Here is a 20,916-nt window from a genome sequence, read left to right as displayed (position 1 = left end):
AGGTTCGATCGAATCTTCGATCTGTATTTTAAACGGCCTCAACAGCAGTTCACCCCTCCGCCACCATCGCCCGCAACACCAACGCCGGATCGACCCAGCGATCGCCGTAGCGCATTCCCCAATGTAAATGAGGACCGGTGGTGCGTCCGCTCATTCCCACACGTCCGATACGGGCGGCGGCGGGAAGTTCCTGTCCTTCGATCACTTGAATTCCGCCCCGGCGATCGAGTAACGTTTTCCGGCCGTTAAGTCGCTGTACTTGTCCGCCCATGTGACAGTAAATATGCTCCCAGTCTCCCGACTGAATCACCAAACCGACGCCACAGCGATCGTCGTCGATGACTTCCACCACGACACCCGCCCACCAGCTTCGCACGTAACTGCCTTCTGGGGCGGCGATATCTAATCCCGAGTGAAATTCATAGCCGCCGCCACCTGTCGCGGAGGGGCGATAGCCAAAAGGAGACGTATAAGCTTGAAAGTTTTCGACGGGGAAAGACGCCCCCGCCCAAGAAGGGGTAGTCGTCCAACTCGTCGCCGTCGCCGATTCCGGGCGTCCGTTCCAAACGATCGCACTGAGGCCACTGAGAAGGGCAAAAGCAGCGATCGCCTTCGACGAACGAGACAGAGAACCGACGACGCGAGAAACCAGGGAACGCACGACAGATTGCCGTTCTGTTGACGCTAACGCACGATCTAACTGAGACAGCCGAGACATAGGTTGTGAAAACACGTGTGAAGAGAGAATCTGCCCCGATTTTGTAGCCTGCCTTTAGAGGTTTGTCAAGATTGGCGTTTTGGGAGAGAGCGATCGCCGATCGCCTCGTACCAACTGTCACAGAACGAGGTTTCTAATCTTCGTTACAATCGTTCAAAACTCTCTTTAATATTTTTTAAAGGGGCGATCGCTCGATGCGATCGATTTCAAACACCCATTTCAGACTCTAACTTTTAGACCCAACCTTCAAACTTTCGTTACGCTGTTTCTCAGGAATTTACTATGTTGTCAGAATTATTCCCTTTCCAGATTGCGATCGATACCACCACTCTCGCCGGAACGACATTGTGGTCGCTGGCCTTGTATCTGGGCTTTTTCCCTGTGGGTGAATGGGTCGCCGATCGCCTGATGCAGTGGTTTAACTTCGCCGAGCGATCGCTCTACACCTCCCAAAAAGAATTCGATCGCACCCGTCGCGGCCGCGAAGCCCAAAACGCCTTCTACGCCTCGCTGTTCAGTATCGTTCCCTTCCTTCTCGTCGGCGGCTTGTTCGAGTACGGCGTCGAAATCGGCTTAGGTCGTAGCTGGGCAGTCAGCGTCGGCACGATCGCCTGCATCAGCGGCGGCGTTTACGAACTCGGTCGCCGCGATGGAGCGTCTAGGGAGTGATGAGGGGAGAGGGAGAGAGGGGGAGAGGGGGAGAGGGGGAGAGAGGGAGACAAGGGGAAATTCTCATCATCCCATCACCTCATCACCTCATCATCCCATCACCGCCTCTTTCTCCGCTTGCGGCGTTTTTCGGCGAGAGGCGACGGGCATCCGCCAGCCCGTACCGAAAGCGCGATCGGTGATTTTCAGACCCGGTGGGGCTTGACGGCGTTTGAACTCTGCCCGCGAGACTAGGCGAACGACGCGATCGACCGTAGCGCGATCGTGTCCCGCCGCCGCAATCTGTTCCGCACTCTGATGTTCGTGAATCAACCGATGCAAAATATCATCCAGTTCGTCATAGGGCGGTAGCGAATCGCTGTCCGCTTGACCCGGCTTGAGTTCCGCACTCGGTGGCTTGATGAGAACGTTTTCGGGGATCGCTTCCCGCCCCGGTTCCCGACGGTTCAACCAGCGACACAGACTGTACACCCGCGTTTTCGGCACATCGGAAATCGCCGCCAAACCGCCGTCCATATCGCCGTAGAGGGTGCAATATCCCACCGCCATCTCCGACTTGTTCCCCGTCGATAACAGCAAATGGCCGAACTTGTTCGAGATCGCCATTAACAGCGTGCCGCGAATCCGCGATTGCAAGTTTTCCTCCGTCACGTCCGGTTCCGTTTGCACGAACAACTCAGATAGCGTGTCCTCGAAACTATCCATCACCGTCTGAATGCCCAAATGATGGGTTTCCAAGCCGAGATTTTCCGCCAACTTCAAGGCATCCTCAACCGACGCTTTCGAGGTATAGGGCGACGACATCAACACCCCTAAAACGTTTTCGCTTCCCAAGGCTTCCGTCGCCAACGCCGCCACCAACGACGAGTCGATACCGCCACTCAAGCCGAGAACGACTTTAGAAAAGCCGCATTTGCGAACGTAGTCGCGCAGTCCCAACACCAACGCCGACCAAATTTCCGCTTCCGCACAATCGGCTTGAGGAACCACTTTCGCCGAATTAAACCGTCCCGACTTAAAGTCCAACACTTGAAAATCCGTTTCGCAGTGATTCGCCCGAAACGTCAGTTCGCCATCGAGGTTAAATGCGATACTGCTACCGTCGAAAATCAGATCGTCGTTGCCCCCCACCTGGTTGATGTAGAGAACCGAGGTATTGTAGCGAGTTGCCACGTGACGCAACATGGACTCGCGAAGCTTCTGTTTCCCGAGGCTGTAGGGAGAGGCGGACAGATTGACGATGAGATCGACCCCAGCTTGGGCGAGATCGGCGATCGGGTTACAGGGATAGTGGCGTTTGCCCCAAAATTCCTCGTCGTTCCACAAATCCTCGCAAATCGTCACGCCGATTTTGTAAGCGTGTCCGTTGTCTGAAAACAGTTCCGGTAGCGTAAAGAAGTTACTTTCACCGTGGGGTTCAAAATAGCGGTGTTCGTCGAATACGTCGTAAGTGGGTAACAGTCGCTTGTGGTAATACTCTCGAATTTTGCCGTCTCGCAGGCGGGCAATGCTGTTAAAGAGGGGTTTTCCCCCTTCGGCGGTGGCGTCCGGGTGGGGGGTGACGGTTCCCACTAACACGGTCAGTCCGGTTGGAATGTCTCGGGCGAGACGGTGCAGTTGCGTCTCCATCGCCGCGATAAAGCTGGGGTCGAGGAGTAAGTCGCGAGGGGGATAGCCGCAGAGGGACAGTTCCGGTGTCAGCAGCAGCGACGCCCCTCGTTCGGCGGCACTGCGGGCGGCGTCGAGGATGGATTGGGCGTTGTCGATGAGGTTGCCGACGGTGGGGTTGAGTTGGGCGATCGCGATCTTCATGGCTGTGTCACGGAAGGTTTCCAAAAAGTTTAATGGTTTTTCTGAGATCGATTGGAAGTTGTACGGAACGTGGGATTTTTTACCACAGAGACACAGAGGACACAGAGAGGGTTTTGCAACGTTCGGGGAAACTGTCGCTTTGAGGGGAGGATGGAGGTTCGATCGCTCTTCAAACGGCTGCTTCCCGCGATAGTTTGTCCGCCAGACGGGTGGTTTCGGGCAAGCGATAGCGCGGGGTACATTGGAGGGTATAGTCGATCGCACCCTTGAGGCTGATGCGATGACCGACGGATACGAAAACGGGGTTGACGTTCGATCGCGTCCGCAACACGACGCCGATTTCTTCCCCTTGGTGGTACAGAGACACCCAATTTCCCCGTTCGCTGGGGACGGGGTCGTAGGTTCCCACCAGTCGAGATTTAGCAACGCCGATGGTGGGAATGTCGGTGAGAACCCCCAGATGACAGGCTAAGCCAAACCGTCGCGGGTGAGCGATGCCCTGGCCGTCGCAGAGAATTAAATCGGGGAGTGTTTTGAGTTTGTCCAAGGCTTGTAAAATCGGCGGAATTTCGCGAAACGACAGGAAGCCGGGAACGTAGGGAAACGGGTTTGGGTAGCGATCGATCTGACGTTCGAGCAGTTCGAGTTCGGGAAAACTCAATACCACCACCGCCGCTTGAGATGTATCGGTGTCTTTGTCGTAACCCACGTCGACCCCGGCGACCGTCCGAACTGTTCCCAGGCGATCTTCAGTCACGACGAGCGATCGCAGTTGGCTTTGGATTTGTTTGGCACGATCGATCGACAGTTGCCAAGGATGAGCGTGTTGAAGAGAAAGCGGCATTTTAAAATACTCTTAAAAAACAATTTCGATTTTTGTTTTTTTGATTTAGTCTGTTTTAAAAGTCAAAAAAAACCTAAATAAACACCATAGGTTTGTCTTGTAACGGCTCGAATGCTTCAAAATCAAAGCGATACAAACTTGCCGGTCGTCCTGCACCTCTGGACACTTTAATTCCCGTATCTGATAAAATACCTAATTTTAAAAGGCGCGATCGAAAATTAGAATAGTCCGAAAAATTTTCGCCCAAAACAGCCGTATATAACTGATACAGTTCGTTGAGCGTAAACGCTTCCGGCAAGACCTCAAACGCAACTGGACTGTATTCGAGTTTGTTTCGCAAGCGACGATAGCCGTACTGCACGATATCGTTGTGGTCGAAGGCCAGTTTCGGCACGTCATCGAGGGGATACCAAGCGATATCGCGGGCATCTTCAGCAATGAGCTGTGCCTCTTCATGCTGTACCAGGGCAAAATAACTCACGGACAAATAGCGCACGCCGAAGCGATCGGGGGCTTCGCGAGGATCGCGTCCGGGTCCGCCAAACGTATAAAGCTGTTCTAAATAGAGATTTTGCACGCGGATTTTCTCGGCTAGCACCCGATAAGCGGCATCTTCGAGGGATTCTCCCCGCCGCACCAGCGTCCCTGGCAAACTCCACTGTCCCGTTGCCGTATCCCCTCGCCGCCGCACTAACAACACCAACACGCGACTTTCTGCCACATCGACGGAAAAAATCGCGTTATCGACACCGACCTTAAAATCTGCCAGTTCGGGGGCTGCCCGTTCGGAGGAGAGAGCTAGAGCATCGGCGTTGTCTCGCTCTCCACACTGTTCCATATGCGTCTCCTGATGATGTTTTTCGAGTGGTGCGCGATCTTCGGTGAAGAGCTAAGCGTGTAGAGCGAAGAGTTAAAGAGGAATTCCCACTCTACACTCTGCCCTCTGCACTCTACACCGATAAACACGCCCCCTACGATTGCGATTCGACCCAGCTCGATAACGTAGTCCGTAAAGGACTTAGCCTGGTCAACTGTTGGGCTTTTCAAGCCCGCGCCGTACCCGTTAGGGTCGGCGTCGGGTGGTTGACTTAAGCGTAGAGTTTCTCGCGATCGATATAGGCTTCAACACTAGGCGGAACCGTGTCGGAATCACGACTTTGACGGTACTTCGTCGAAGAGACGTCCGGCGCGTGTAAATCCGCCACCTCCACTCGAGCGATTTGTCTTAATTGTTCCATGTCTGCCGCTTCGATGGGCGCTCCCGGTCGGGGAATCACGAGCAGCGTTACCAATTCCAGCAACTCGTCCACGCGATACCACTGGGGCAGTTGCGAGATCAAATCCGACCCGATGACGAGGGTGAGATCGGCAGTTTGCCATAACGCCCGAGCTGTTTTGACGCTGGTAAGGCTGCGGGCGCTACTCAGTTCCGGGTACACCTCCACATTTTGACAGCGTCCGGAGTCGGCATCTTCGAGCTGTAACTCTTCAATAGTCAACCCCAGCATAGCCGCCCGGTGTTCGAGGGGGGTTTGGTGGGATTTGAAGGGATTGTCTGACGCCCAAACGGCCACGCGATCGAACCGCTCGGACAGCCAGCGTAAAATGGTTCGGTGCGCGACACTCGGCGGGTCGGCACTGGTGCCGAACAGGGCGATACGAGGTGCAGTGGAGGGAGGATGGGTCATTGGGATTACAAATTTGATAAGGCTTGCGACACCTTGTCGGTGAGGTCGTCTAATGCTGCCGAAACGCTCACTTCGAGGGGCTTCGGCTCGTGGATGTTCCGAGCGTCGCGGGGTAACATGGCGACGTTGGCGGTGGTTCGTTTGGAAATAGATTCTAAGGAATCCAACGGTTTGAGGATTTTGCCGTCTTTGACGACGAGTTCGAGGAGCGGTTTTTCTCCGTCTTTGGCAGCCTCGTCGCTTAAGGTTAAGCGATCGCCGACCCACTGTCCGTTGTCGATGCGACGAAATACCTGTTTGCGACCGGGATAGGTTTGTTTGCCGCTGGATTTTTTCATCACGGGAACGCCATCGACTTCGACGAGTTTGTACACGCCGTTGAGAGCTTCCCCAGACACGAGTTTGGTACCGACGCCGTAGCCGTCGATAACGGCACCGTCGGCCAGCAATCGGGCGATTTCCCACTCGTCCAAGTCGCCGCTGGCAAAGATGGGAATGTCGGGGAGGATCGATCGCACCTCTTTTGACAACGCCGCAATGTCCCCGGAGTCGATGCGGACGCCGTGCAAGTCCATCTCTCCAGTTTCGAGACGATGGGCGATTTGACGGGCGGCGGCCACCGTATCGTAAGTGTCGATGAGGAGTGGCGCACCGGGAAAGTGGTGGTGAAAGGCCGTAAACGCATGGGATTCGCTACCTTCCATCGCTCGCAAAGCTTGCACCAGGGAATGCGCCATCGTTCCGGTGGGTTTGCGCCCCAGTTTGAACGCCGCCAACACGTTAGAGGTGGAGTTAAACCCCGCTGCAATGGAGGCTCGGGCGGCAAACAGAGAGGCTTGGGGGCTAAACGCCCGTCGCGTCCCAAACTCGAGCAATAGCGCCCGTTCTCCGGCTACGTCGCGAATGCGAGCGGCTCGCGTGGCGATGAGGCTTTGGGTGTTGATGACGTTGAGAACGTAAGTTTCGAGGAGTTGCGCTTGCCAGAGGGGGGCTTCGACGCGTAGTAAGGGTTCGTTAGCAAAGACGGCCGTTCCTTCGGGAACTGCCCAAACGTTACCGCTAAAGCGCATTTCAGCCAGGGTTTCCCAAAAGCGATCGCTCACCTGAGAAAAAATTCCCGTTCCTTTGAGGGTTTCGATTTGTTCCTGGCTAAAGCGCAAGTTTTCGATATATTCGATCGCCTGTTCGAGTCCCATCGCAATGAGATATCCGAAGCGATCGGGCAATTTGCGAACGAACAACTCGAAACTGGCCTGTTGTTGTTCTAACCCCTCACCGATATAGCAAGCCGCCATCGTGAGTTGATAGAGATCGGTTAACAAGCTGTAGTCTGCCGGAGAGACGTTGAGCCGTCGATCGTCAGTGGTTAAAGATTGAGTAGAAGTCATGGCTCGAAACTGGAGTACGGCAAGAGAACGCTCCTCGTCACGAGCGTTCGGCGTGGGGTCAGTCGAAAGGTGCGAAAGAACTCCGTTCCACGTTGCGATCGCGAAGCGATTTCTAAGCGGTTACGGTAATTATAGTGAAAATTACCAAAATTGGGTAATCGGTTATCGACCCGCGATCGAGGGCGGTTAACCGAATCTCTGATGAGGGGATGAGGAGGAAGACAAGGACACCTGTGGAGTCGGTGCGTGACGGGTTGGCCGGTAAGGCACAATATTTCTCCTATCTTTAGGTCACGCGCCCTTGTATGTTGGCGGTGTACATTGGCGGTGCGTGACAAAGCGATCGGTCTCAGGATTTACACCCTATTGTTCGAGTCACGCACCCTACGACTTCACTGTTCTCTCTTCACTGAAAAAGGGCGCTCTCTGAGGAAGAGAACGCCCGACCTTGCATCGTCGAACCTGTGGAGACTGTGTTGGGTCGATCGCAGCTTGAGAAACTAGCACCCTTAGCGGAGAAGACTCGTCAACACCTCGTCAGCATCGACGGTTTGTCCTTGCAAGTCCATCAATTCTGCAAACGCCATCCGTTGCTCGACAGACATCGTCTCGCGAATTTCCATGATGCTGTCGAAGCGGAGGTCGTAGAGATCCTCGCGCAGATTTTCCACCACTTTACGCTGACGGCGAATTTGACGGCTCGACGCATCGCCGATAGTCATCTCTTGCAGTTCGCGACGTGCTTCGTCGAGTTGACCTTGCAAGCGAGAGTTTTCGGCCAAGTAGCGTTGGCGAATCGAGGCAATGTCGCGCTCTTGTTCGTTCGTCAGTTGAATTTCGTCGCGCCAATCCTGCTCTTGCGTCGGCGAATCGATTTCTTTATCGTCTTCGTTCGGCGTTGTCGGACGGCCGGCGATATTATCTGACTGTTGGGCTAAGGCGCTCAAGCTGAGGTCGTTCGCGAGATAGACGTGACCGAGGGTACGACCTTGATAGGTTCGTTTGGCAAAACGCCAGCCGGGGTTTAAGTCGATGCGGGCGAAATCGCGGGTGTATCCAGTCCGTCCGAGTTCGAGCGTCGGTTGGTTGGGACGGAACGGAACTCCCATGAGAACGATATCGTCACCGCGACGGACGACGCGCAGGCTGTACTGAATGCCTAAGTCTTGTCCGCCGACGCGAATCGAGTAACCGTTGCTATCGGTAGAGCGCCCGCAGATTCCTGTAAAGTCGAAGTTCAACAGTAACGGATCGACAACGGTAGGATTCGCACCGCTTTCAGACCAGCAGGGACGAGAACTCGCTTGTTGTTCGATGACGAGGAGTTGGTGGCGTCCGGTGTCGCCGACGGGTGCGGCTACCGCGACGAAGTCCCGTTGGCGGACTTCTTGTTGTCCGAACAGTGCGGCTTCGGCGGGTTTGGGGGTGAAGGTCGCCCCGAAACCGATGGTAGATAGAGCGAGCGTCGAGAGAGCGGCGACTTTAAGAGGAAAAGCGGTTTTCATGGTGTGTGTTCCTGAGTCAGCGATGAGGGTTTGCGTCGTATGGTTTTATTGTGGCGATCGCCTTGGGGGTCTGAGTTTGAATCGGTTCTACTTCTACAACTGTCCACTGGTTAATGTGACAGTTTACTGTTCGGTAAATTGCGATCGGTTCGAGGCGTAAAATTTCGGTTTTTTCTAAAATTGACGTGAGGACACGCGATCGCACGTCAACGTCCGATCGATTTGAGCGATCGAGGCGGGTATCGATCCGAAATCAGTTATACCTGGCGATTCTCGAACGAGTTAGCTTTTATTCAAACACAGCGACACCGTCTCTTTTGTCCAACGCGGTTTGAGAACAACACGAACGAGGAGGCGTTGCAGTTCGAGCGTTATTTTGAGTTGGTTAAAGTTTTCGAGAGACCCACGGCGATCGCCTGAAATCTATCTGAATTTTTGACGATAAAACTGCTTTTTTTCTCCCCAAATTCAGCAGAGCATTGGGGGGATGAGAACGTGAGAAATCGACGATCTTGAGTACCGTGAGAGTTCTCTCTATCGGACGGAGTGAAACTCAACGTCCTAACCCGGCCCCTGTTGGGTGTTGGGAGTCGCTCCAGCCTAGCCTCTCCGAGCGACTATCTCTGGCAGAACCCGAAAATCGCAAAAAAAAATCGTAACAATCTCTTGACAGCCCCTAGCGGGGTTGCTACTATAGTTAACGCGGACGCGATGGGGCGTCGCCAAGTGGTAAGGCAGCGGGTTTTGGTCCCGCCATTCGGAGGTTCGAATCCTTCCGCCCCAGCTCCTAACTTTAACTTCATATGTTAAAAGAAAGAGGCAGTTTTATCGCTGCCTCTTATTCTTTTTTTACATATTGTTGTTGAGATTGAAGAAAATATCAACTTTCAGGGAAGTTCGATCTCCGAAAGTTCGCGATCGAGATGGCTCTAACCCTTAAAACCGTTCCAACCGATCGCGAATTCAATACCGCCGCACGTTCGGATTGACTTTCGGCTCTTTCTGATGCGCTCGATAGGCGACTTCCTGTTGAAGTTGCTGGCGTCCGTTGCGAATGACTCGCATCATATCGCTGAGTTGCTGTTCGATATTCCGCAACACGCGATCGGCGTACTCGTCGGCTCCGGCTTCAATTTGTTCGGCTTCAGCCAAGGCGCGAGCGCGAACCTCTTCGAGTTCCTGTTGCGCCTGACGCTGCATCTGTTCGATTTCGGAGATCGCCCGTTCTCGAGCGACTTCACAATCGGCTTGAACTTGTTGGCGCAAGCGATCGGCTTCCACCTTCGCCTGTCGCACCAACCCCATTTCATCGAGGATGCTGGCGGCTTGCTGTTCGGCGGCGTCCACAATTTCTCGTCCGTACTGTTCCGCTTGGCGGAGAATCTCGTCTTTTTGGCGAATCACCTCTTCGGCTTCCTGAAACGCCGCCGGAAGGTTGAGACGAATCGCGTCGAGAATATCGAGAAGCGGTTCCTCATCTACCAGCGTCCGCCCCGTAAACGGAATGCGGGGGCTGTCGAGAATCGCTTCCTCAAGTCGGTTGAGCGCCTGCTGAACGTTGACGCTGCCTTGATTAGCTCCCTCTTGGCGTTGTTCGGGCGCTACAGTTTGGGCGGGTTCGCCTTGAGGTTGGGGGCTGTCTGATTTGGGGTCGATCCCGGCTGAGTCCTGGCGTAACATCGATAAATCTCTATGGCAACAGGTTGAGGAACGAAGCGATCGACAGAGCCGCCGAAGCGAGCGATCTCTTTGACCACGCTACTGCTGAGGAAACTGTATTCGTTGCTCGTCGCCAAAAAAACCGTTTCGATCGCTTCAGATAAGGTTTTATTGGTGTGAGCCATTTGCAGTTCCATCTCGAAGTCCGATAAGACTCGCAAGCCACGCAGTAACACCGTCGCTTGTTGGATGTGGGCGTAGTTGACGGTCAAACCATCAAAACTATCGACTTCGAGGTTACTCAGGTGCGAGGTACTCGCCCGAATGAGACGCATCCGATCTCGAACGCCGAATAGCGGATTTTTATTGGGATTTGTTACCACGGCAACAATCACTTTGTCAAACAAACGACACCCTCGCTCGATAATATCGAGGTGGCCGAGGGTGATCGGATCGAAACTGCCGGGGTAAATGGCAACGACGTTTTCACGCTTGTAAGGCATGAGAGCGGAACTGAAACTTATTGCTATTGTACACGCCCGTTTTTAGTGAATTTATGGAGACGGCGCGATCGAAGCGTCTTTTTCAAAGGCTTCGCACAAGCGATCGGGACTAAACGCCCCCACTTCCGTAACGATCGCCGTAATCAAGTCGGCTGGCGTCACGTCGAAAGCAGGGTTGTAAAAGTCTGCCCCAACGGGAACCAGGCGCGTGTTACCGATTTGATAGATTTCTGAGGGATCGCGTTCTTCGATAGGAATTTGGCTACCGTCGCCGAGGCTTAAGTCAACAGTCGATCGCGGGGCGGCCACGAAAAAGGGAATATCGTGCGCTTTGGCCACCAACGCGAGGCTGTAAGTCCCGATTTTGTTGGCGGTGTCGCCGTTGGCGGCGATGCGATCGGCACCGACTACGACGGCATCCACCATACCCTGCTTCATGCAGTGCGCCGCCATGCTGTCGGTAATCACCGTCACGGGAATTCCATCTTGCAAACATTCCCAAGTGGTCAATTTTGCCCCTTGCAAGCGAGGGCGAGTTTCGTCGGCGTAGAGGCGTTCGAGGCGATTCGCCGTTTGCGCCGATCGCACCACGCCGAGGGCGGTTCCGTATCCCGCCGTAGCCAAAGCCCCCGCGTTACAGTGAGTTAACAAGCGCAGTTTTTCCGGGGTTTGGGGCAACACCTCCAACCCGCGATCGCCGATCGCTTGACAAGTTTGTAAATCTTCGCGATTGACGGTATGGGCAGTTTCGAGGAGAATTTGTCGGACTTCTTCGACGGAACCGGGGGTTTCCTTGGCGACCTTTAACATACGCTCGATCGCCCAGAATAAATTAACCGCCGTCGGTCGCGTTTCCCGCAACATCTGTCCGATGGCTTCGAGACGTTCGAGAAACGCCGTGCGATCGCGGGTGTCGATTTCCCGCGCCCCCAGATACATCCCGTAAGCAGCGGCGACGCCAATGGCCGGCGCCCCCCGCACGATCATCGTTTTAATCGCCACCGCCATATCGTCGCTGCGGCGAATTTCAACTTGGGTGTATTCCCGAGGTAAGCGGTTTTGGTCGATGAGGGCGACGCGATCCTCGCGCCAAACAACGGGGTACAACATAGTAATTCGATAAGCGGATTGGACAACAAACCGTCAACAGAAACCCAGAGTCGTGACGTTTCGCTTCCCATCATCGCATTCTTGCATCACTTCATCATGATGAGTGTGGTATGTGACACGGTAACGTCATGTCGATCTGATAACGGGCAAGATTTTCTCGGGAGTGGGTCGGTGGGGGGCGGTGCGTGACGCGGTAACATCACATTGACCTGTCCTGCGATCGCATGGAACGCCCGCGTCACACACCCTACGGCTCATCTGGGAAATGCTGGGAATCTCATACAGCCATTGACCGATCGGGGATTTCGCCACGAATCATTTAATATGGCTATAAAACCTGGGGAATAAGTCTATGGTTGTCGAAATTAAGTCTAAAAAATATACACCGAAAGAATACCTGGAATTGGAAACAGCCGCAGAAAACAAGCATGAGTATCGTGAGGGAGAAATCATAGCTATGACAGGTGGCAGTGCCAACCATAACGATATTGCGGGAAATTTCTATGCTCACCTAAAATTTGCCTTGCGACAGAAAGCCTACAAGGTTTTTATTGGAGACGTGCGACTTTGGATTTCCACCAGTCAGCTCTTTACGTATCCCGATGTGATGTTGATTGCGAGAGAACCTGTATTTTATGCAGAACGAACCGATACAGTAACAAATCCACAGCTAATCGTAGAAGTTCTGTCTAAAAGTACTCGCAATTACGACCAAGGGGATAAGTTTGATGCTTACCGTACTATCCCTGAGTTTCGAGAGTATTTGTTAGTTGACCAGTATCGAATTTATGTCAAGCACTTTATTAAAACTGAAGAGGGATATTGGTTGCTCAAGGAATATCGAGAATTACAGCAGATAGTCAATCTTGAATCAGTTGACTTTAAAATTCGCTTGAATGAGATTTACGAAGGTGTAAACTTGCAAAATCCATAGAGTCTTATTACGATCGCCACTATGCTTTAAAAAGACAAGCGATCTCTCGAAAATTAAGTGAAGGAACCTGCAAAAAAAGCGACAAGCGATCGTTTTATAGTAAAAATATGAGCTTGGGGTAGGTTGGACTTCGACTTCGCTCAGTCCACGGGTGGAACGGAGTGGAACCCAACAGCCACTCAATCGAGTAGGTCAGCTTGTCTCCGAGGAAGTTACATTTTTGATATGTACCCGAACGAAAAAAACGGAGACTCCTTGAAAATCTCCGTTCTTTATTTGAGGTGAAGGTTAGTAAAGTCGTGCGCTATTCGACAATCTCAGAAGTCCACAGAGTTGTTTCGTTCTGTTTTTCTAGGCGAGTCTTCAATCGAAGATTCTCTTCGTCGAACTCACTGTTCCCCGTTTCGAGGATGACGTATGAGCCGTTAGGAATCTTATCTAAAGACTCGGGGTTTTCGAGGAGGTAGTCAATGAATTGGCCAGCCGCTTTTGCGTTAGCTAGTAGCTGCTCATCTCGAGTTTCCTCTATCTCGTCCAGGTTGAAGTTTGTTGTATTCATTGTTAAATCTCGCTATTTCAACTGGGGCAATCCTCATTAGAAGTGTTATTCCATTCCCCATATTTTTGAGATTATCTCCAGTATCGTCTAGCCATTGTTTTGTAACTGTACCATTGGGATGACACCGATCGATATGCGGTTTATCGTGCCAATCGTCGCATCGTGCGACTGCTTTAAAAACACCATCTATCTCCATTTCAAGCTGGGCTAAATAAGAGGGGCGAGACTTCCGATGTGGTCTGTCCATCTGTACTCGTATACGAAAATTTTCTTGACTGTAAGGATAAGGAATAAAAAATTCGTGTGTGAATCTGTTCATAATTACTTTTGCTTGAATTTTGTTTCATACGCGTTTCTTACTAACCTTCATTCCTAGGATAACACAGATTTTATTTGAGTGATAAAGAAAAATTTTGAAAACAGATCGTCAACCAAAGGCACGAGATATGAAGTTCTTATTATCGCTGTCTTTCAGCACCTCAAACCCTATTGAGTGCATCCATCTTTCCACCGGCGACTGACAATCGATCGATTCACCACAACTACTGCATAGCAATGGTTTCAGGAGTTTTCTGCACCACCAAGCATTATCACCTCATCATCACCTCATCTTCCACATTCGGGATGGATCGCGCCGTTGCTGCAAAGATAAGACAGCGCCTCAGCGTCTAAATTACGGGCGTTGCTGAAATCGACGCCTTCGACGAAACTTTTAGGATCGTTGAGGTTCGATCGCACCACAAACGTATTTTCTTGCTCCTGGGGTTCCCGCGCCCAAATAACACCTTGAAAATTCGACCCAGAAACGTCTGCCCCGCGCAAATCCACAAAGCTGAAATCGCTGTTTTGGAAATTGGCATATTGTAAGTTCGCCAACCGCAACGACGCCCCCGATAAATCCGCCCCTCGGAAATTGGTATTCGTCAAATTCGTATTGGTTAAATCTGCCCCGGACAAGTTCGCATCTTGCCAGTTAGACTGACTCAAATTCGCTCCCGTCCAACGGCTTCCACCTGCTTCGATTTCCGTCAGCGTCGCCCCCGTTAAATCGGCGTTGGCAAAATTGGCCGTACTCAAATCCGCCCCCGTCAAACTTCCCTGACGCAACGACGCCGCCTCGAAATTCGTTCCCACCAGTTGCCCAGAACTGAAATTCGCGCCGTTGGCACTGATACCTCGGGCGTCGGCGTGGTTGAGATTGACTTGCATGGCGTTGGTGCGGTGCATCCAGACGTTCGTTAACCGCGCCCCGGCCAGGTTGGCGTGACTGATATCAGCACCGCTTAAATCGGCAATCCAATCGTCGTAAGTTCCGAAGCGTCCGTCTTCTCCCGCCCCGTAAAACTGGCTGCCTTGCAAACTGGCGCGATCGAGAATCGCCCCGCGAAAGCGAATCCCCGCTAAATTCACCGCATCGAGAACCAAGGTAAACGGTGCGTCGGCGGCGGTAGTTTGTCCTAAATGGGTGCGGCTGAGGTCGGCGGTCGGCATATCGCCGCTATAGTTGGTGAGAATTTTCGCGATCGCCCGTTGGGTTGCCCGCAGTCGTCGCGCCACCGCCGCTTTTTCCGCCGCATTGCCCCCGTATTGCAGAGAATCGAGGTCGGTTTTCAAGGATTGGTTGAGTCGCCGCAGTTCTGCGATCGCTTCGACGCCGCGACTGGCTAGGGATTGTTGAATCGCGTCGATGAGTTGCGGTGAAGTTTCCTGCCCCAGCAAATCCACCAACAAGGACATCGCCCGAGGATCGTCGAGGGTTCCCAAGGCTAAGATGGCGTTTTTCCGTTCGTCCGGCGCACCGGGGGCGGGGGTTAGCTTGCCCACCAGAGATAAAAACAGTTGGTTGTCCTGTTCCTTGAGTTCCCGCCAGTTGGTTTGTTGCTGAACGTACACCTGAGTTCCGACGAAGGTTCCCAACACTGCCGCCAGACAGAACAACATGACGAGAAACAGCGTCGCCCCCGGATTGCGGCGCATCCACCACCACAGACTGGGCGTCGAGGGCGGAATCTCGTCGGTGTGGGGCGAGAGAACGATCGCATCGACGAGTTCCCCTTCGTAAGTTTGCGTCCAATGTTCGGTATTGGGCGGCGTACTCCAAGGCCAATCGCCGTAGGGATTTTGCAGAACATCGAGGATGTGGGTTCCGGCGATGCGATCGTGGAGGCTGCGTCCGTCCCGTTTGACGCGAGATACCAAGCCGTCGCCGAGGAGTAATACTCCCGTCATTCCCGTTAAAACGCCTAAATCGGGAAACGCTCCCGTCAAACGCCACAATAACAAAGCGGTTCCACCGACGAGTCCCCAACGTCCGATCCCTTCGCGCAGGGTCACGCGAAGTAATGTCGGTGGCGTTCCGTTAGCGGTGACGACTTGTACGCCAAACCAGCGTTTGGGGTCGGTTTGGCCGGTCGTACACAGTAAATAAATTTGCCAGCTTCCAGCGAGGACGGGCAAGACTAACGCCCCCGTCCAAAACAGGTTTGTCAGGGGCGAGACGTTGCGGTTGGGCTGTTGCATCGGTAAACCCAATACTTGACCGATGCGGTCTTCTGTAGCGGCGAGAATTGGGCTGAGGGGAACGGGATCGCCGATTTCGCGGTGTTTGGCGTAAGCCCCCAGTCCGTAGGGAATCGCCGCACTTCCGACGAGGAAGGAAACTTCTAAGACAAAGGCGCAGCTGCGACGTACCAGCATTGGCGTGCGTCGTATGGTTTCGCGCCACCAAGGAAGCAGGCGATCGAAGTCGTAGTTGACGGAAGGGCTTGCCATAGGACCAACGAAAGGTTCAGGTCTTGTAAAAATGTATCAGTTTGTCGGGAAGGCGGGGCGATCGCATTTGGCAAAAACGAGAATCCATCGAGTTAGCGATCGCCGCCGCCCTCGAAATTTTCGGTGCTGAACGTTTCTGTCAAATACAACGTCAACTCGTCTCGACTGAGGAATTCGGCGTAAGCGGCGTCGAGATAGCGATCGAACTCGTCGTTTCCCGCTAAGTGCGTCTGAAAAAACGCCACGGACAAGGCTTTGAGATAGTCCCGTCCGATTTGGGGATCGGGGCGATTTTCTCCAGTGAGAAACCGGGGTAAACGGCTGATATCGCCAATTTCCGTTGAAAAATGGGTTCCGGGAACCATCACCGCCAGATAGCGATGGGGCGTCGTCAATTTCGTAAACGGGCGAATTTGTTCGATGACGGCGGGAACGAGAACATCGTGACTTCCCGAGACGAGGAAGGTGGGAACCTCGATTTCGGCTAAGCTTTCTGCCCCGAAAATTGTATGGGTGAGGGGATAAACGGAAAAGACCGCTCGAATGCGATCGTCGCGAAAGTTGTCTGGGGCGATCGCTTGGGCGCGACATTGCAACAACTGCGAAAAGTTAAACGTCGGTTGCGGATCTTCGACACAATCGCGGTTGAGTTGCGTTTCGTTCAACGACGCACCCGCAACGGATAACGCCGTCGTCGCCCCGAAGGAATACCCTAAAATTCCAGTGTTTTGGACGTTGAGTCGCTCTCGCCAGTCGGCGTCGGTGGCGCTGAGGCGTTCGAGTTCGTCGAGGGTGGCGTGGATGTCTCGAGCGCGACTGGGGTACTCTTCGGGTAAGACTAAGTTCTGTAATTCTCCCTGTAAAAACGCCGCCAGATAGATGCCGTTACTGCCGAAATGTTCGGGAACGGCGACGGCGAAGCCATAGGAGGCGAGATGTTGAGCGAGATACGCCAGTTGGCGGCGCGTCGAACCCATACCGTGGCTGAAAAGGATTAACGGGGCGGGTTCGGTGGTATCGGGAAGATAGACATCGACCGGAAGCTCGTAAGCGTCTGCGATACCGCTAGGGGTAGGGCGCGGTGCGTCGATGAAAATTTGCAGTTGGCGAAATTCTACGTCGTACTCGCCGAGTTCTCGCAAGTCGGCGAGTCGGGAAAAGTCGGTGTTGTGAAGATGGGTTTCGCGTTCGACGGCTTGCTGGATGGCTGCGATCGCCCGTTCTCGATTCTCCGACAAGCTCCCTATTTCGTCCACGAGTTCCACCACGACGCGGCCGTCAATTTTCAGCGAACGGGTGGGAAACTGGCGCAAAATTCCCAGCAGCGTTAAGCCTTCGGGTTCCGTCGAAGCCAGAATCATCGCCGATCGCAAGGCGTGAAAACCGTTGAGAGAACTGTCGGTTTGGATGCCCTGACCGATACGCTGGAGGAAAGCTTCCCCCATGTCGCTGTAGGTAAATCGCGAGATAACGTTGGGGGGTTCGTCGATGGGGAGTTGGAGGAGTTGGCGCAGTCGTTGGCGATCGCGATCGCTGAGATAGTCGAAATAGGCGTTGAGGTCTTTCGGGACTTCTCCAGTTTCGGCGAAGGTTTCGAGAGAGTCCACAGGAATCGAGCGATCGAAGGAACCGTAAGTAATGGTAATGCGATCGGCAGCAGAACTAGGTTTGCTCCCCCCGAAACTCAGCACGAGTCCCGTTAACAGACTGAATCCAAAACGATAGATAGGGTTTTTTGGCATAAAAATTTTCGTCACAGCAAGTTCGCTCGCAGAGATCGAGCTTCTCCGAACTTTACGGTAGCGCAGAGAGGTTTCTTTGATGCAGAGGGAAAGCGGAGCGTCTCTGAAAACCAGAACGAACGAAAACGCCAGAACTCCTGAGAATTCTGGCGCGATCGGGTCATGAATGCTCCCCCACCTGCGTCCTGCGAGGCGGAGGTGTCTTATTACAAGGCGTTAGCCCTTGCGACAGGCGGCATTCTCGCTGTGTTCTGGGAACTTTTACCCAGCAACACCCCCAAGTTGTTTCCACTATGGGGCTTTAGAAAAACTCTTGCCTGGAGTCTGACGTATATTAACCGACTCATTGGACTTACAGGGAATTAACCTCACTTAATGAATCGTGCCTCCAGAGGACTCGGAATTTTTGTTCCGTCTTTTGCCGTGCCCATTAAGTTGGTCACATGATACCACTAGGCTGCGCTCCTTAACCCCCACCTGAGTCGCGCGAGGTGGGGGAGTGCGTCGCGATCTTGTTCAACGTAGCAAGGCTTGGCCTCGCAACCGAAAGAGTAAGGGGGCGACGCTTTTGATTCAAGCTGGCGTCAGTCGAAGCAAGAAAGCGGAAAAACGAGCTTTTCCCTCTCTCCCTTGCTCCCTTACTCCCTTACTCCCTTGCTTCCCGATTAAGGCGCTAAGGCGTTACCGCGCAGCAAGCTACCGATGGTTTTGGCGGTGATTTTCATTTGAATCAAGGGATTGGCCGGAACCACCGTTTTGTAGAGATAGCTGTCGAAGGTGAGCTTCTGCACGTCTTTGTCGGCGCACATTTCCACAAACGCTTCGCGAGTGGCGTCAGTACGGTAAAACACCCGTTGCAGTAAATCCAGCACCAGGTACGTCATGCCGTATTGCTTGTCCCACCGCTTGATATACAGCTTCAGATCCTCTTCCGTAGGCAGTTTTTGACCGCCGTTGGTGGTTTCGACGAGGGTTTCCGCGCACATCCGCGCCGATTTCGCGGCGAAGTAGATGCCCTCACCGGAGGATTTGGTGACGGTTCCCGCAGCATCGCCGACGAGTGCCACGCGACCGCGCACGCGACGGGGACGAGGATGTTCGGGGATGGGGTGAGCTTCAACTTTAATGATGCTACCGCCTTCTAAGCGACGGGCTGCACGGGCGCGGATTCCCGCTTGCAGCTTTTTGATTTTCGCTTGGTTGACTTTCATCGTCCCGGTTCCCACGGCCACGTGGTCGTATTTGGGGAACACCCAAGCGTAAAAGTCCGGCGAGACATCGTCCCCGACGTACATTTCGGCTAAGTCTTCGTAATATCCCATTTTGTCTTCCGGCAGACGAATCCGCTCTTGGAAGGCAATGGCGTAGTTGTAGTCTCCGGCGTCGATGGCTTTGGCAACGCGGGAGTTAGCACCATCTGCCCCGATGACGACATCCACTTGCAGGGTTTTGTTTTCTCCCGTTAAGGTGCCGTTCGAGTGATCGGCGTAGTGGATGACGTAGGGATCGGTGTTGTTATTGGGAATTTCTAATTTGTGAACGGTTCCGTTAATTAAATTGGCGCCGAGTTTGGCGGCGCGATCGCGCATGAAGCTATCGAGGACTTCCCGGCGACACATTCCGATATATTCGTCTTGATTGGGAAGATGAATGTCTACTTCCCGGTTGGACGGGGAGATCATCTTCATGTTGCGGACGCGGCGATCGACGATCTCCGGTGGTAAGTCGAACTCGCTCACCATGCACAGGGGAATTGCCCCTCCACAGGGTTTGGCATTGTCTAACTTACGCTCGAACAAATAGGTTTCAATACCCGCTTTCGCCAAGGTTTCGGCGGCAGAAGATCCGGCGGGTCCAGACCCGACAACAGCAACCCGAATTCCCAAAGGTCTTCTCCTATACATCGCTTACGGCTATACGGGTGTGAATCGTATCACGGTGTTTTCGCCCTCGGACGGCTCGGCCGCGAAGTTGTGACGCAATGAAACACACTGTAATATTTCGCAACTTTTGCGTTGCAAAAATCGAGGCGCGTATGGGGAATTTTCGGGAGCGATCGCCGATTTTGCGAATCTAGGGAACCCGGATGCTGTCTGGAATTTGTCGGGCGATCGCAAATTGTACTCTTTCGTTTAACGCCCATCAACCAATGTAACGATTTCGTAAGCGATCGTTACCGATCGCAGCAAATCTCCGATAGAACCCCCATTGAGTTGTCAGGAAGGTGTTTTACAGTGAACAGTCACCCGTGAAGACAGGGAACGGGGAACAGTCACCAGTCACCAGTCACCAGTCACCAGTCACCAGTCACCAGTCACCAGTCACCAGTCACCAGTAAAGACAGTTAACAGATAACAGTTTCTCCCCCTCTCCCTTTCTCCCCCTCTCCCCCTTTTCCCTCTCCCCCGAACGTGGCACTATCCAGATTCTTCGCAGTACTCCAGCCATAGCTGAAAGCTTGGCTGGTGGTGTAGCGAAGTGCGACCGAGGGGAGTAACCTACAAAAGATTTGCTACAGTTTAGATATGCTAAACATGACGTGGGAATTTAAGCTAGAGCCAACGGCGGAGCAGGTTTCAGAGATCGAACACATTCTTGAGGTGTGCCGCCATGTCTGGAATTTTGCTCTGCGGGAACGTAAAGACTGGCTAAATTCCCGCAAGTCACCCGTGAATGCGTGCTCGATTCGGCAGGAATTTATCTTGCCAGCAGATGCACCCTTTCCAAACTACCACGTTCAGGCTAAGCGTTTGACCGCTGCCAAGACTGAATACCCCCGATTAAAGACTGTCAACGCTCAGGTTCTTCAGCAAGTCCTTAGAAAACTTGAGGCTTCTTGGGAGTCGTGGCGGTTAAAGCGTTCGGGTCTTCCACGGTTCAAAAAACCCAACCGGATGCGAAGCTTTGTCTTCCCCCAGATGCTCAACGCTTCGGCTCCGCTCAGCGTTGAGTCCGAGCGGAGTCGAGGACTCAAAAACTGCATCCCCCCTTCGCCCCCTATCTCCCCCTTCCC

General features: G+C 53.3%; 18 protein-coding genes, 1 tRNA gene and 1 pseudogene. 5 read left to right on the top strand and 15 right to left on the bottom strand.

Annotated features, from left to right (window positions below; genetic code table 11):
- Positions 1–49: 49 nt before the first annotated feature.
- Positions 50–718 (bottom strand): M23 family metallopeptidase, encoded by a 669-nt coding sequence (locus GEI7105_RS0101665; protein WP_017658755.1) that lies wholly within the window; start codon positions 716–718, stop codon positions 50–52.
- 282 nt (positions 719–1,000) lie between these two features.
- Here GEI7105_RS0101665 and GEI7105_RS0101660 point away from each other — a divergent pair, with 282 nt between their 5' ends.
- Positions 1,001–1,387 (top strand): hypothetical protein, encoded by a 387-nt coding sequence (locus tag GEI7105_RS0101660; protein WP_017658754.1) that lies wholly within the window; start codon positions 1,001–1,003, stop codon positions 1,385–1,387.
- 90 nt (positions 1,388–1,477) lie between these two features.
- On the opposite strand, the gene GEI7105_RS0101655 is transcribed toward GEI7105_RS0101660, so the two are convergent.
- From GEI7105_RS0101655 to GEI7105_RS34220, 6 genes are all read right to left on the bottom strand, one after another.
- Entirely contained in the window at positions 1,478–3,199 is a 1,722-nt protein-coding gene (locus tag GEI7105_RS0101655) for an NAD+ synthase (protein ID WP_035492396.1), read from the bottom strand.
- Positions 3,200–3,368: 169 nt separating this feature from the next.
- Positions 3,369–4,043, bottom strand: a complete 675-nt coding sequence (gene nfi / locus GEI7105_RS0101650; RefSeq protein WP_017658752.1) for a deoxyribonuclease V — start codon at positions 4,041–4,043, stop codon at positions 3,369–3,371.
- A gap of 73 nt (positions 4,044–4,116) precedes the next feature.
- The gene (locus GEI7105_RS0101645) at positions 4,117–4,881 is read right to left on the bottom strand and encodes an NUDIX hydrolase (RefSeq protein WP_017658751.1); all 765 of its coding nucleotides are present in this window, start codon (positions 4,879–4,881) and stop codon (positions 4,117–4,119) included.
- A 250-nt stretch (positions 4,882–5,131) separates the two neighbouring features.
- Positions 5,132–5,731, bottom strand: coding sequence for a nicotinate-nucleotide adenylyltransferase (locus GEI7105_RS0101640; protein WP_017658750.1), 600 nt, complete (start codon positions 5,729–5,731; stop codon positions 5,132–5,134).
- Between the two features lie 5 nt (positions 5,732–5,736).
- Positions 5,737–7,119: a nicotinate phosphoribosyltransferase gene (locus GEI7105_RS0101635; RefSeq protein ID WP_017658749.1), complete on the bottom strand. Its 1,383-nt coding sequence runs from the start codon at positions 7,117–7,119 to the stop codon at positions 5,737–5,739.
- 509 nt (positions 7,120–7,628) lie between these two features.
- The gene (locus GEI7105_RS34220) at positions 7,629–8,624 is read right to left on the bottom strand and encodes a DUF3747 domain-containing protein (protein ID WP_017658748.1); all 996 of its coding nucleotides are present in this window, start codon (positions 8,622–8,624) and stop codon (positions 7,629–7,631) included.
- Positions 8,625–9,336: 712 nt separating this feature from the next.
- Here GEI7105_RS34220 and GEI7105_RS0101615 point away from each other — a divergent pair.
- Positions 9,337–9,408 (top strand) — tRNA-Gln (locus GEI7105_RS0101615).
- Between the two features lie 179 nt (positions 9,409–9,587).
- Here the strand turns inward: GEI7105_RS0101615 and GEI7105_RS0101610 are convergent.
- Genes GEI7105_RS0101610 through mtnA form a run of 3 tightly spaced genes read right to left on the bottom strand, consistent with a single transcriptional unit; the run spans position 9,588 to position 11,896 of the window.
- Positions 9,588–10,304, bottom strand: a complete 717-nt coding sequence (locus GEI7105_RS0101610) for a F0F1 ATP synthase subunit B (protein WP_017658745.1) — start codon at positions 10,302–10,304, stop codon at positions 9,588–9,590.
- Positions 10,226–10,786, bottom strand: coding sequence for a pantetheine-phosphate adenylyltransferase (gene coaD / locus GEI7105_RS0101605; RefSeq protein ID WP_017658744.1), 561 nt, complete (start codon positions 10,784–10,786; stop codon positions 10,226–10,228). The genes GEI7105_RS0101610 and coaD overlap by 79 nt, the downstream gene beginning before the upstream one ends.
- Positions 10,787–10,837: 51 nt before the next feature.
- Positions 10,838–11,896, bottom strand: a complete 1,059-nt coding sequence (gene mtnA / locus GEI7105_RS28585; RefSeq protein ID WP_017658743.1) for an S-methyl-5-thioribose-1-phosphate isomerase — start codon at positions 11,894–11,896, stop codon at positions 10,838–10,840.
- A gap of 352 nt (positions 11,897–12,248) precedes the next feature.
- Between mtnA and GEI7105_RS0101595 the strand changes: the two genes are divergently transcribed.
- Complete coding sequence (locus tag GEI7105_RS0101595) at positions 12,249–12,830, top strand: Uma2 family endonuclease (RefSeq protein WP_017658742.1); 582 nt, start codon at positions 12,249–12,251, stop codon at positions 12,828–12,830.
- 304 nt (positions 12,831–13,134) lie between these two features.
- Here the strand turns inward: GEI7105_RS0101595 and GEI7105_RS0101590 are convergent, their stop codons facing one another.
- The 4 genes from GEI7105_RS0101590 to GEI7105_RS0101580 all read right to left on the bottom strand — a co-directional run bounded on the left by GEI7105_RS0101590 (position 13,135) and on the right by GEI7105_RS0101580 (position 17,903).
- Positions 13,135–13,389: a DUF5647 family protein gene (locus GEI7105_RS0101590; RefSeq protein WP_017658741.1), complete on the bottom strand. Its 255-nt coding sequence runs from the start codon at positions 13,387–13,389 to the stop codon at positions 13,135–13,137.
- On the bottom strand, positions 13,340–13,708 hold the full coding sequence (locus GEI7105_RS41215) for a DUF7718 family protein (RefSeq protein ID WP_445958240.1): 369 nt from the start codon (positions 13,706–13,708) through the stop codon (positions 13,340–13,342). Before GEI7105_RS41215 ends, GEI7105_RS0101590 begins: the two co-directional genes overlap by 50 nt.
- A 287-nt stretch (positions 13,709–13,995) precedes the next feature.
- On the bottom strand, positions 13,996–16,161 hold the full coding sequence (locus GEI7105_RS0101585; protein WP_026097350.1) for a pentapeptide repeat-containing protein: 2,166 nt from the start codon (positions 16,159–16,161) through the stop codon (positions 13,996–13,998).
- A 92-nt stretch (positions 16,162–16,253) separates the two neighbouring features.
- A complete protein-coding gene (locus GEI7105_RS0101580; RefSeq protein WP_071591944.1) occupies positions 16,254–17,903 on the bottom strand; it encodes an alpha/beta hydrolase in 1,650 nt (549 codons plus the stop codon).
- Positions 17,904–18,065: 162 nt separating this feature from the next.
- On the opposite strand from GEI7105_RS0101580, the gene GEI7105_RS39390 reads away from it, so the two are divergent.
- On the top strand, positions 18,066–18,269 hold the full coding sequence (locus GEI7105_RS39390) for a hypothetical protein (RefSeq protein WP_017658738.1): 204 nt from the start codon (positions 18,066–18,068) through the stop codon (positions 18,267–18,269).
- Between the two features lie 299 nt (positions 18,270–18,568).
- Here the strand turns inward: GEI7105_RS39390 and chlP are convergent, their stop codons facing one another.
- Positions 18,569–19,789: a geranylgeranyl reductase gene (gene chlP, locus GEI7105_RS0101570; RefSeq protein WP_017658737.1), complete on the bottom strand. Its 1,221-nt coding sequence runs from the start codon at positions 19,787–19,789 to the stop codon at positions 18,569–18,571.
- A 639-nt stretch (positions 19,790–20,428) separates the two neighbouring features.
- On the opposite strand from chlP, the pseudogene GEI7105_RS28580 reads away from it, so the two are divergent.
- A pseudogene (locus GEI7105_RS28580) lies at positions 20,429–20,916 on the top strand (helix-turn-helix domain-containing protein); the annotation flags it as partial.

This window comes from Baaleninema simplex PCC 7105, from assembly GCF_000332355.1.
Taxonomy (GTDB): Bacteria; Cyanobacteriota; Cyanobacteriia; order Cyanobacteriales; family Geitlerinemataceae; genus Baaleninema; species Baaleninema simplex.
The sequence above is the reverse complement of the archived record's forward strand: the minus strand, read 5'-3'. Positions and strand labels throughout refer to the sequence as shown.